We start from the raw sequence: 12,070 nt of genomic DNA on the forward strand, positions 1-12,070 counted from the left end.
CCTGGTCCCTGACTGGGCCCGCCTTGGGTCACTGGTCAGCGCCCCGACTTCCAGGCGCAGACCTTCCTCCAGTCGTCACCCGCCAGTTGCTCCACCCGCACGCAACTCTCCGCCGGGACTGGGTGGGCGGATTGTGAATGGTCCGACAGCTGGCGGGCGAACCTCTCCGCCTCCTCGTCGCCGCCGGCGTCGAAGACGTACACGACGTGCCCGGGGCCTGAGAGAACTCGGTAGATCGGCACAGCGGTCCCCCTGACCGCTCACGGGCAGTTCTCGGGAAGCGCAGATCGGATCTGGCTTGCCGCGACGAGTGTCAGCACGGAGGCCCGATTCTCTGCGGTACAACAGGCGGGCTACGCCGCGGCCACTGCCCCTGGCAGCGGGTACCGCCCACCCCGGGAAGCTAGGCCCTACCAGCGGGTATGCCTCGACCTTTGCCCGGATGTGTCTCAGGTCACATTGTCCGCTTCGATGTCGCTTTGGCGACGACTGATTCCTCTCGCCGGACTCGGGGCTCTTTGTCGTTCTCGACCAACGGTGTGCGCGGTCGACCCGGTCGATGCCACTGTGGATGCCCAGGAACGAGTGCGGGCGCCCCTCCTACGGAGGAACGCCCTGCTCAAGTGAGTGGAGCTGAGGGGCCCGAACCCCTGACCCCCACACTGCCAGGCCGTCATGATCGCGTTCATGGCGGTTCACTGCCGTTCCGTATGCGGGTTGACGTGCCGCTTTGGACGACGACGGACATCGGCGCATCGGCACGGACACTGCCAACTGCAACCACAACTGCAACCACGCCGGCACAGTTGCCGGTGCAACGCCGTCCCAGGCGGGACGGGAGCCGGTACCCCTGGCAATCTCTGAGGACGGCTTCAGTGACACCACGGCGGGTGACGGCATGGAGCGCTCCGCTGCGCCCCGCACTCCGCTCGTGGTCGTATCTGACGCGCGAGTCAGGTGCCGTGCGGACCGCTTCATGAAGTTGCTGGCGCACGGCCTGCCGCGTTGCCGCGTTTCGCGGCAGTCAAGCGGGCGTGGGGATCAGGCATACAAGGCGAGATCCCCATGTGACCTTCGCGCCGGCAGCAGCGGTCCGACCTCAACGTCTTCCTAGGTTTGGTGGGGTCGCCTGCGGTTGCCGCTGGCCTGCGCCTCTTTTTTCGCAGCGGATCGCTTGGCTCGTTTCTCCGCGAACGGACTGACCGGCGAGTCGACGTCGATGACCGCGACGCACAGCTGCAAGTTGTGGCCATGCTCGGTCGAGAATGTCAGGATGGGCCACCCAGCGGGGCCATCCAACGTTTCACCTTGGAACTCCGGCCTCGCAGTCAAGGCGGCTATCGCCTCACTCCTCGCCAGGTCGGGATTTCTTAGGTCGGAAAAGATGACTAGGACTGCCGCGGTGTCTTTCGAGTTCAGGTATCCCAGTAGCTGGTCGTACCCCTGACTGACACCCTGCCCGCCGCGCCACTTCTTGCTCTCGCAGACGAACACCTTCCCGGGGCCGGAACCTTCCGCGAGGACGTCCGCGGTGATCGAGATGTCCGTCTTCCCGCCGCGCTGGTAGACCTCCCGTTGCGCTCCCGCTAAGGCGGCATTTAGCGTGGCCGCAAGTAGATCACTCAGTTGGTCTTCACTGAGCTCGCCGAATGAGCGAGGGTAGCGCTCAACGGCATCCGCCCAGACCCGCATCGTCTGCTGCACGTCCGTGAACGTCGCTGGGGACAGCCGGGGCTTGTGTCTCACCTCGAGAAGGTGAGAGTCAACAGCTCCGTCGGTAGGCCCTTTAGCAGGCGCGACACCCATAGTGGCTTCGGCGTCATTGGCGGCGGCCGACAGGGACGCCTCATCGAGTCGGGCCGGCGGCAGGTGCCATCCATCCGGCCAGGTCAGGTTGTCAGCGAGGGGCGCACGGCGACGAAGGCGACGCTTCCGATCTTCTACGTGCGCGGTCAAGATCTCGACAAGCTCGTGCTCGACGAAGTCGAGCGTCTGCTTTCGAATTGCCGCCACAATCGGCTCAATCTTCGCGCGCATCTTCTCAAGCTCGGCTCGAGGGCTTCTTTCACCTCGTTCCACCTCGTCTAGTTCAGCACCGGAAAGCTCGATAAACGTGTAGAGCGCGACAGGTCCGGGCGGGTCTTCGATGGGCTGAAGCGTCCATAGTTCCGCCGCCTCGACTCTGCTGTGCCAAAGGTGCGCAGCGGCCTCATCGTAAGGTTTGCTGAAGTCCCTACTGGGATCTGGACCTGGCTCGACCGGATCGACGACTATCAATCCGTCATCGACTTGATCCGGCCACCACTCGAGCATTTCTGCCTCGCCCACAACTTGTATCGCCGCCCATTGCCGGGCGACTGCGATTCGGCAGCCCTGTTCGCTGCCCGGGCGCCAACCATAATCATCATCTAGACGCGCGGGGCGCCATCCGCCCAGCCGGGGCGGGGTGATGGCCCGTTTGGCAATCAGATCGTCGATCAGGGCTGCGGTGTCTCGCTCGAATGCCTCGGCCGGCAGACGCCTCACTTCTTCGACCAGGGGCCCAGTGAGCTCCCGCCGCAGGTAGCTTGACAGGGGCCGGTTTTCGCGCGCGAAGCTACGGAACAAGCCACCACCGGAACGCACAAGCAACTCTAACCACCGTCGACCAGCAGCACTGGGAGGTCTCGGCTCTGCCAAGTGTCATGGAGCATTGGCTACCTCTCTGCGAGAAGTCGGGCGGTGACCGGTATCGCCGTCCAGGACATCAGCTGACATCGCTAGAGGCCCCCGCGCTTCAACTTGTCCCAAATGGTGCCTCCGGGAAGGAGCGGAAGCTCCTCTAGGAAGTCGTAGTCTGGCACCCATTGCAGGTCGCTTAGGTCGATCTCTTCCGGCCACGGAAGCATGATCTGCCGCTCCCCAAGGTAGAGTGCCCGCAGGCCGGACAAAAACTCCTTGCCCGTCTCCAACATGTCCGGCCCTGCCGCATCGCTCTCTGCAACTTCCGCCGCGAACCCCGTACCTCGATCATGTACAAAGCAGGTGAAACCACCAGCTTTGGTCCAGTTCTTTCGGAGATAAACCAGGCAGTCCTCTGGCTTCGCGCCCGGCGGTTCCGGGTCTCGGTCAAGGAGTCGGTCCACCGCTCGACGCCAGCGGTCGAAGGTCTCATCCCAGTTCGGCTCAGTAGGGTCATGCTGCAGCAGATCCAGCCAATAGGCGTGAGTGCCGCGCTTCTTGATGCCACGCGGGCCCGACCAGGCGAGAGCCGTCCGCGGATACTTTCGCAGACTGGCGGAGTCACAAAGACGATCCCCGACAAAACGCTCAAGGTCTTGCAGGGCGAGCAAGGCTTCCTCAAGCTCTGAGAGAGATGGCTTATACCCGCTGTGCAGGACCCGATTTCGCACCTGGGCAACGGCGTAAGCCTCGGCTATCTCCCCAGACCCCGTCAGGCTCCAGTTGCCTCCAAGCCGTGTGCTCAGGGAGCCGATTGTCCGCTTGAGCTGGCTTCGCGCCCGGTCCGCGAACAACTTCGCAGCATCCTCTGGCCGGACACCTTCCTCCCAACTGCAATGCAGCAGCGTGGTGCTCAATAGAAGCTCAGCCGCCGAGGCGACTGCCGCTATGCCGAGGACCGGGTTTCCGTCCCGCCTGTCTGCAACCAATGCCTCTCGACGCATTTCGGCTACAAGACTGAAAGCTGTTGTCCTCCGACTGGCGATCTCTCCCAACCCCTCCAGCTCTTGCTGGGTCAAAGGTTCCGGCGTAAGGCCGAAGGCGTCAGGGGGTGCGCTGTCCTCGATGAAGAAGTTGGGGACCAGAGCGGCGAAGGATGGCGGTCGCCCGTCCAGAAAGAGAGCGCCCGCTACGACGAAAGGATTGGGGCCAAGGGTCCTGCGGCTTACCAGTCGCACTGGCTGACCAGTGACTATGGCGACGTAGGTCTGCAACTCCTGGATCAACTCGATGCTCATATCAAGCGCGGCGCTCACCGCCTCTTGCGTAACCTCACAGTTCGGCACAGCCGCCTCGATAAGCGTGATCGTGGAACCAAGGTCGGACCCGGCAACCTCCTCAAGTTCTCGGATCATCTGTTCTCGGGGCATGGCGGGCGGGAAGGTGTTGGTGAGGACTTTGTGCAGGATGTCTGCATTGTCCCGAACCATCACATTGGTGGAACGCTCAAGCTGGTGGATATAGAGGGAGCAGTCAAGTCCGGTGGGGGAACCGCCGCCGCGTGTCACATCGCCCGCGTCAGGAGTCCGGGCGAGCGCGCGCCCCTCCGGTAGCCCTAGCGGATGAGGCAGCGGAATGAACAGCCAGACGGTAGGGATCCTGGCGGGGTCGTCTTCGGTCAGTCCTTCGGCTTCAACTGCGGGCATGTGGCCGATCATGGCAACCGGGTGTGTCGCTTTGGGGCGCCGGCTCTTCCACTGGGCCGACCTTGCCATCCGCCCCGCGATTCTGTGCAAACCTCGCCACATGGCCGAGGCGCGCAACGAAGACAACAGCACCGTCCCAGAGCTGCCCGACCTCGGCGGGACCATCCCTGCACCCTGGCGAGCCCTCGTCGAGGAACTGGGTCAGACCAACCCCGGCACTCCACGGCACACCGAGTTAGCGGCTCAGCTCCGCGTCTGGCTGACCTTCGCAGACCTTCGCGCCCGACAGTTGGCTAGCAAGACAGCGACCACCCAGGCCAAGTTCCTGAACCGTGCGACGTGGGTACTGGCGTTCGCGACCATCGCTCTCATCGTCGCGACCGTCGTTGCTGCCTTCGCCTGACCCGCATCAGGCCGTCGCAAGCCGGGTCGGTGTGAAGCTCTCCCCAAATCGGCAAGAGTGCAAGCTACGGCACCGCCGGCATCAAGCCTCACAAGGACGCCGCCCGCTAGCGCTGGGGCTTCTCCTGCGGTCACGGGAAGAGCTTCCTCAAGTGATCATCTAGCTGAGCGGACCGAAGAACTCCTTCGGCCACGGTGATGTCCGAGGAATCCTTCGATTGGCAGTGTTCCTTGCTCGGAATCAATCGCCACCTAGGCCATGGCGCTGGCGGGACTTCCATTGCTGCATCGAAGGGCCAAACGACCACGCCATCGACCATAATCTTCTCGTCCTGATGCACGGCGCTCAATGAGTAGTAATTGCCCGCCCCCCAACGAATCCGCCGTACGCGGAGCCCCCAGCGGTGACCACGATGCGCACAAGTAAGAACGATGAGGGGATCCAGCAAGTGACAGATCATGAGGATGTGCGTTCCTACTTGACCGTAGAATAGCCTCTTATTGACCGCTCCGGACTCCAAGTAGGCTCCCAGGTCGGTCAGCGACTCGACTGTTGACCGGGCCACGACTATGAGCCGCGCTAAATCCTCATCGCGCTCGTCACGCATCCAAGCGAGGAACTGCTCCGCTTGACTGCGCGTGGAGCCTTGCAAGCGAGGTAGCCTTTTCAGGATTTCGCTGCGATCGTCACTGCAGCGTCGCCACTCACTGAGAAGAGCATCCAAAGACGTTGCATCTCTTGTGCGTTTTAAGATCGCGAATCTGATAGCCGCCATAGATCGCCCCTACGACGACGACTGCCGTTTGGACTAAATCTAAGACCAGCACGTTAGCACCTCTCCGGCCACTAATCTTGAACGGCCAGGCAAAAGGGTTGGACCTCCGACGCCAAGGCCTGGCGTGAAAGAGAGAATTCACTGTCGTCGGGTTGGAGGCTCTGCAGGGGCGCTGTGCAGTCCCAATTGCCCCTGCCGCAGTCGGTCCCTCAACTGTGGAAGCGCCATGAACGGAAACGGCGAAGTGACGAAGGCGGCGGCCGTCGGCCAGCGCGTAACGAACATAGGACGGATGACGTAGGGGTCGGAGTCAGGCCGTTCCGGCAGCCCCAATGCGCCGGCCACCTGCTCGGTGTATGGGATCAGGTCCTCGTACTTGCGCCGCAACTGTGTGGCGTAACTCCGCCTGGTCGACGTGTCCTTGAAGAAGGCATCAAGGCTGCGACGGATGTCCGGTGTGGCATGAGTGTCCACCGGATCTTTGACCTCGAGCAGCCAGATGATGTGACTGTCCGGGTGGCCCGCGACACAGTCGATCTCGCCCGCTAGGGCGGGAACGCCGAGTCGTTCAGGCTTGGTCTCCTTGACGTTTTCAATGGCTGTCCATCCAAAGCTCCTCAGCGCTACTGCGACGGCGCTCTCGAGAGCCTTGTTGCGCCGGGCGCGCAGTTGCGCCAGGGCCTCATCCACGACCCTCGGCGCTGGCGGCTGACTCCAGGGCAGCTGCCCTTGCGAGAGGTAGTTGCGATAGACCGCCAGCGACGCGAGGCACCAGTGCGGAGCGACGATCAGACGACCGTCCGACAACTGCGGCAGGGGCTGCACGAGCAGTCTGCGCTTGCGGCTGCGCGCATGCCACGGCTTCCACTCGGCAGCCTGCAGGTCGGCGGAGCGACTGGTCAGCAGATCGAGAGCCGTCTTCAGGCGGCGCGGGCCGTCCGGGTCGTCTCCCACAACGGTCGACTCGATCAGGTAATCCACAAGCTCTGCTGGAGCCCGGACGATCGTGTCGTCGTCCTCCTCATCCAGCGGCCACTGCGCTAATGCGAAGAGGGTGGTCAGCACGTCCATGCCGCTCGCGCCGAACTCCTGCAGCAGCGCGGCATCGACCGCTGCATCGACAGGGCCATCGTCGCCCGCAGGATCCGACGAGTGATCGGAGTCCGTGTCGAGTGCCAGGCGCAACTCCGCGCGTGTTCTGCCGAAGGCGGTCATGGCCAGGTCGTAGACCTTCTCGTCTCCTTCAGCGCCAACCCCCGAGCCCCATTCGATCGCGAAGGTGGAAAGCTCGAACGTCTCCGACACCCGCAGGCCCACCGGGCTCACCTGGTGGTGGACGCTCTCACTGCGCATCGTCGCGGACAGGTACGCACGCGCGGCTGCGGTGAGCTCCATCCAGGCCAGCGCGTCGACCTGCTCCGGCCCTCGCGGTTCCAACCGCAGCGCGGCTTCAATCGTCGTCTCGATGCAGCGGCGCAGGAGCAGGTACTCCTCCGCGACCTCGCGATGCCGTTCCACCGGATCCCACTCGACGGACAGCAGCGCAGCCGACTGCTCGAGCGACCGGAGCACACGCTCCCGGTCGGCGACACACCGCTCGAGTTGGATCATGCCGAATGCGAGCAGTTCGTCCATGTTGTGGGCCGACAGGCGGTCACTGAGAACGGCCAGCGCGGCGGGAGCCAACACCGCTCGGTCGAGGTCTTTCGCGTCCCGCCCGATGTAGTCGCCCGGGTGCACGCCCGACTCGTGTACGGCCTCAGCTACGCGTCGATCCATATCGGCGACGAGCGCGTCTTCCAGGGCGATCGCCGAGACGAGGCGCTGGCGTGACGCGACGGGCTGGACGGCCCGGATCGCCAGCGTGGGCGGAGCCGACTGCCACAAGGTCAGGACGTCCTCCGCCCCGTGCGGGGACGCACCACCAGCCAAGGCCAGGTCGCGAATCGCGGCTGCCATGTCCTCATGCACCGCTCGCATGTCCGGGACCGCGTCACCGCCGAAGGCCTCCAGCGCAACGTTCAGGACGCCGACGCACACCGGACCTCGTGGGCCAGCCTCGACCCCAGCGCGGTCCAGCCAGATGCGGTGTTCCCCGCGGCGATCGGCCGCCGCCGGCTGTAGCGCGAGGCGGTAGCCCACCGTGTCGCAATCGTGATGGCTGTCTTGCCAGGCGGCGTCGACCTGCCCCAGCCCGAAGGCGAGGGCCCCCGACAGGTCATGCAGGAGATGGAACGCGTCCGTCGCCCACTCCGGGTCGGTCTTGGCGATTGCGACGGGCACCGCGCTGATGTGCATCGTCCAACCGCGCATCGGCGGGCGCTCGTGACTGCCGCTCGCTGATCCTTGGGACTCGATGCCTGGCGGTGTTGGCGGGGTCTGCGACGCCCAGTAGTAGACAGCGGGAGGTCCGACCGTGGGCCGGTCGGTCGCGCAACAGTCGCGCAGGGGTGCCAAGCCGAGCGGGACCAATGCCTGCTCCAGCTCCGCCTGCTCGGCGCCCCGGCGCCATTCGGCTTCCCCGTGGTGCGGGGCGATCATCAGCATCGTGGGCGCTTGTCCGCCCCGGATCAGGCTCTTGCCGTTGCTTTGCCACCACTCCCAGATGTTGATCGCTTCCCAGCCGAACAGGTCGGGCCGCCCGGCCCGGCTCAGATCCCGGCAGAAGGTGTAGAGATCGGTGTCTGCGACGGCGCTGGTCGCCGCCCACCGCAGGTCTTCAAGGGACATGCCCGGCATCTCGGGATGTTGTGGCGCAAGTAGGTGTCCGGCTCCGGCGACCACGAACAGCGCGGCCGTCTCCACCTCGGGGTGAACGGTCAGCTTTCCCCGAGCCATGGACACGGTGAGAATCTCGGTGGGCGCCGTCCGTCGCCGTTTAATAGCCGTGAGGGCGGCTGGTGGCCGGTCGAGGCGGAGTCCTCGGCCGTTGAGGCTGGCCGCGACCTGGACGAGTAGGGCCCGTCGCGGCCCTTGCTGCATCACCCACTGAACTGCGTGGGTCGAGGTCGGCGGTAGACCATCCACGTCTTCCGGGCCCATCACTATGGGGCTGAACCGCCACAGCGCCTCGCGGACGCGTGCTGCGACCAGCTGCGCAAACCTGTCGTTCACCGCCGGAGCGGTCCTCGCTGCGGTGGCGGCCAGTTCCGTGACGGCGCGGCCCAAGCACTCGGGGAGGAAGGCCAGGGGGAGCCAGCGAGGCGTGCCGCCGGTGGTCACCCGGAGGAAGCGCCCGAAGACGCTGTCCGGGCTCTCGGGGCGATAGGGCAGGGCACTCGCGTCGCAAGTCATCCACTCAAGAGCGCGACGCAGAGTAGGCGTCCGCGTCAAGATCGGAGGGGTCTGAAGCGCTACAAGCTGCTGCGCGGCCTCGAACTCAGCGTCCGTTAGCACGACGGGGCCCTCACCGGGAAGCTCGCCGCTGGGCCACGCGGACCGCATCAGGTCAATCGCCAGGTCCGCGTAGCGCAGGCCTAGCTCCACCACATCGGCGACTCCGAAGCCGAGCTGGTCGACCAGGTGGCCGTCGACCGCCTGGGCGACGAGCAACGCTCGATCCACATCGGCCAGGGGGCGTTCCACTGACCCCGGAAACAGCCGGACGATGTCAGTGCCAAGGCGGGCGACCACGATGTCTCGTGGATCGGCAGGGAGGAAGTCCTCCAGGCTGAGGAGACTCGGTTCCTCCGCCACGCAGGCAGCCAGATGCCCTTCCAGGTGACCTGCGCGCACCCTCAACGTCCCCCGCCTCTCGTGCTGGATTACGGCGCGCACGAGGTGACCGACCGTCGCCCAACGATGCCGAACACCCGGAGCGGCTCCCGCCGCAACGACGAGGGTCCACAGCTGGTCGAACTCACGTCCGGCGAGACGCCGCTCCAGCACAACCGGCTTGACGGCCGCGCCCGCACGACTCGACTTGCGCACTGGTGCCCGGCCCTGCCGACGACCGTGACGCGCATGACCCATAGGGCCAGCCAAACAGTCGGCACCGACGAAACCGAGCCCTCGCCCCGTTCGCATGGAGGTGCGGCCCGCAAAGGGTCGCCATTTGGTGTCGACACCGGTAAGCGCAGGTGCTCGCCGGTATTGAGGGCGGGCAGCCGCCGCGAGCGCTTCGCACCCCTAGCAACCGCACCCAGAACAACTCGGCCACGGATATGGCGTACTCGCCTGACTCGACTCCGAAAACACCGAGCCATGTCGGCACCGCGCTGACTGGGGGAGGAACAAGATCAAGTGCCACACACGTCTTGCATCTCAAATCCGGGGACTCGTTGTGACGAATAGGCGAGCTGCCGCGATGGCCTGTTCAAGTGAGTGACCCGAGAGCCCCTGAGCGGCCCACTCTGGGACAGGTGCATCAGGCTGCCAGTGCAGCCGGCAAACCGTGCGAGGTCACCACGGCAGGGTCACCAAGGTCCCGGCGAAGCTGAGGACCAGCCCGGCGGCCACCAACGACACTGACTGGCGCTGGTCCGCTCGAGCAGCCAGCAGGCGGCGCAGCTCTTGCCCATCGACCTCGAGCTGGTGGTGCGCAAGGCCAACGTCGCGCCGACGGAACACAGCCTTGATCGGGTCCTCGTCGACCGGGTTAGCTAGCCGTGCCAGGGACTGGCGGGCGTCCTGCTGGTCGCGGATGACGAGCCGAAGGCCAGCTCCCCCGACGATCAATCCGATGACGGCACAGGCGAGTCCGAGGGCGGCGGCTACAGGCACGCCGGCCAGTGTCCGACTGGACGCGGTGACCGGCGGCATGGCGCGCCGCTGGGAGCCGCACGGCCGAGGGCTGAGGGCCGCCCTGTGCATCGCCCAAAGCGGCCCACTTTGGGACAGCGACGCCCGCGGCCGGCGGATCGTGTTAGACACGCTGCATGGTCGATCACGTGCTCGGTCACCTCGCCCGCCGCTTCACGGTGAGCGAGGAGAATCTCGCGACCGAGGCGTTGACCTGGCTGCTCCGAGATCCGTCAGCGAACAGCGCCCTGTGTTCGCTGGCCCGCGCAGCTGGCGCGGATATCCCGGACGGCCTGACGTTCGTCGGTCAGGTGGGAAGCCCGGACACAGGTCGCCCGGACATCGTGGGCACGGATGAGCGGCAGACCGTGCGCCTTCTCATCGAGGCCAAGTTCGCAGCGGGCTTGACCGCTCAGCAGCCCCGCGGATACCTGACCATGCTCGGTGAAATCGAGCCGGGGATCTTGCTCGTCGTGGCGCCCAGCGCACGCCTTGGGACCCTCTGGTCCGAGCTTCTGCATGCCACGCCAGAGACCGCGGCGAGCGCTCCGAGTCCATCCGCGCCACTCGAGGGCGGTCTGATGCGCACGGCTGTCGGGAACCAGCGAGTCCTCGCGCTAGCTAGCTGGAGGCACGTCGTAACGCACATCCTCGAGGCGCTGAAGGCCGCGGGAAACAGGCCGCTGGCACAGGATGCAGAGCAGCTCCTTGCCCTCACCGAGGTGATGGATAGTCAGGCGTACGCCCCGGTTAGACCCGGTGACTACGGGCCTGGAGAAGCTCGACGCGTTCAACAACTTCAAGGATTGATCGACGGCGTGCGTGACGGCGCTCGCTCGAGTGATCAAGTGGAGCAAGCGGGCAGATCCTCACACGGGCGCATCTTCTATGGCTGGTACCTACGAAGCAGGGCGACCAGCAAGTCGTTGTGGTTCGGCTTCCTGCCCAGAGTTTGGGCGAAGGAAGGCATCTCTCCGCTGTGGATGCAGGTTAAAGCGTCAAGGTCCTGGAGTCGCCAACGGCTGGCCCAAGCGCTTGCGCCCTTGCATGCCGCTGGCCAAAAGGGTCTGTACGAGGGCGTCGAGAGTTTCTATGTCCCGCTCACCCTGACGCCCTTCTTAGGCCAGCGGGAGACAGTGACTGACCTGCTTTCGCAGATCGAAGCCGTCGTCGCCCTGCTGGACGCAGCAGTAGCCCCAGGCGAGGAGCCGGCCCCCGACGACATCCCGGCGACTGAACAGGTAGATGACGACGACGCACCCCTATGAGCAGGCGTTGACGGGATTCGAGCAACCCTCGTGGCGCCAGCCCCACTCGCGTCCCTAAAGCCGCCTTCAGGGCATGGTGGCGGCGCCCTCCGCTTCTGCCAAGCTTGGCTGGTCCAGCAGCTCCGCCGAGCCGCTGACGTGATGCCGCGCTCAACGACCGGAGGAGTTGCTGGTGCGCTGGATCGAGAGGCTCCGTCGCAACGGCGCTCAACGGAGGACCGGGGCCGCCTCCGCAACCCCGACGGCCGGACAGACGTGGCTCTGGGTCACCGGACCTGAGTTCTACCTGGACGACGACGGCCGGGATCAAGCCGACCTGGACCCAGCGTCGTTCGACGGGCCCCGAGGCTGGTGGACGTGCCATTCCGACACGCGGTTCGGCGACCTGGCGCTCCTGTACCGGGCACGACAGCGCAAGGACATCGCGTACCTCGTCCGAGCGGAGTCGGACGCGTACCCGCTCTCGGCGGGCGACGGGGTCCCAGGAAGGAACACCCACGGGTGCGACTACACCGTC

At 65.4% G+C, this 12,070-nt stretch carries 7 protein-coding genes; 3 read left to right on the forward strand and 4 right to left on the reverse strand.

Going from position 1 to position 12,070, the window contains the following annotated elements; genetic code table 11:
* Positions 1–1,110: 1,110 nt before the first annotated feature.
* Entirely contained in the window at positions 1,111–2,607 is a 1,497-nt protein-coding gene (locus E4P40_RS22400) for a hypothetical protein (RefSeq protein ID WP_135160613.1), read from the reverse strand.
* A gap of 152 nt (positions 2,608–2,759) precedes the next feature.
* On the reverse strand, positions 2,760–4,379 hold the full coding sequence (locus E4P40_RS22405) for a hypothetical protein (RefSeq protein WP_135160614.1): 1,620 nt from the start codon (positions 4,377–4,379) through the stop codon (positions 2,760–2,762).
* An 88-nt stretch (positions 4,380–4,467) separates the two neighbouring features.
* On the opposite strand from E4P40_RS22405, the gene E4P40_RS22410 reads away from it, so the two are divergent.
* Positions 4,468–4,770: a hypothetical protein gene (locus E4P40_RS22410; RefSeq protein ID WP_135160615.1), complete on the forward strand. Its 303-nt coding sequence runs from the start codon at positions 4,468–4,470 to the stop codon at positions 4,768–4,770.
* 913 nt (positions 4,771–5,683) lie between these two features.
* Here E4P40_RS22410 and E4P40_RS22415 read toward each other — a convergent pair.
* Positions 5,684–9,475, reverse strand: a complete 3,792-nt coding sequence (locus E4P40_RS22415; RefSeq protein WP_135160616.1) for a hypothetical protein — start codon at positions 9,473–9,475, stop codon at positions 5,684–5,686.
* Between the two features lie 471 nt (positions 9,476–9,946).
* On the reverse strand, positions 9,947–10,267 hold the full coding sequence (locus E4P40_RS22420) for a hypothetical protein (protein WP_135160617.1): 321 nt from the start codon (positions 10,265–10,267) through the stop codon (positions 9,947–9,949).
* 155 nt (positions 10,268–10,422) lie between these two features.
* Between E4P40_RS22420 and E4P40_RS22425 the strand changes: the two genes are divergently transcribed.
* Positions 10,423–11,553 (forward strand): hypothetical protein, encoded by a 1,131-nt coding sequence (locus E4P40_RS22425; protein WP_135160618.1) that lies wholly within the window; start codon positions 10,423–10,425, stop codon positions 11,551–11,553.
* A gap of 172 nt (positions 11,554–11,725) precedes the next feature.
* Positions 11,726–12,070, forward strand: a 345-nt coding sequence (locus E4P40_RS28630) for a hypothetical protein (protein ID WP_209305465.1), incomplete at its 3' end; no start/stop codon positions are given.

The sequence above is a fragment of the Blastococcus sp. CT_GayMR20 genome, from assembly GCF_004570345.1.